This window comes from Chitinophaga sp. GbtcB8 (genome assembly GCF_019091455.1).
Lineage (GTDB): Bacteria > Bacteroidota > Bacteroidia > Chitinophagales > Chitinophagaceae > Chitinophaga.
Map to the genome: position 1 here is coordinate 1 of NZ_JAGXJN010000567.1, position 221 is coordinate 221.

The following is a 221-nucleotide window of genomic DNA, read 5'->3' on the forward strand; positions in this document are numbered from 1 at the left end:
AGCAACACACGCAGATCACTGTCTGATAAAATATAACGGATACGTTCCTGCGGGTAAGCAGGATCTACCGGCACATATGCCGCACCTGCCTTCATGATCCCAAGTATACTGATCACCTGCCACTCGCTGCGTTCCTGGAAAATGCCTACCAGCACTCCATTTCCTACACTATATTTTGTTTGCAGGTAATGTGCCAGCCGGTTAGCATGTTCATCCAGCTG

General features: G+C 48.9%; 1 protein-coding gene. It reads right to left on the bottom strand.

Annotated features, from left to right (window positions below):
* On the bottom strand, positions 1-221 hold a 221-nt coding region (locus KVT36_RS32580), incomplete at both ends, for an AMP-binding protein (protein WP_217607560.1).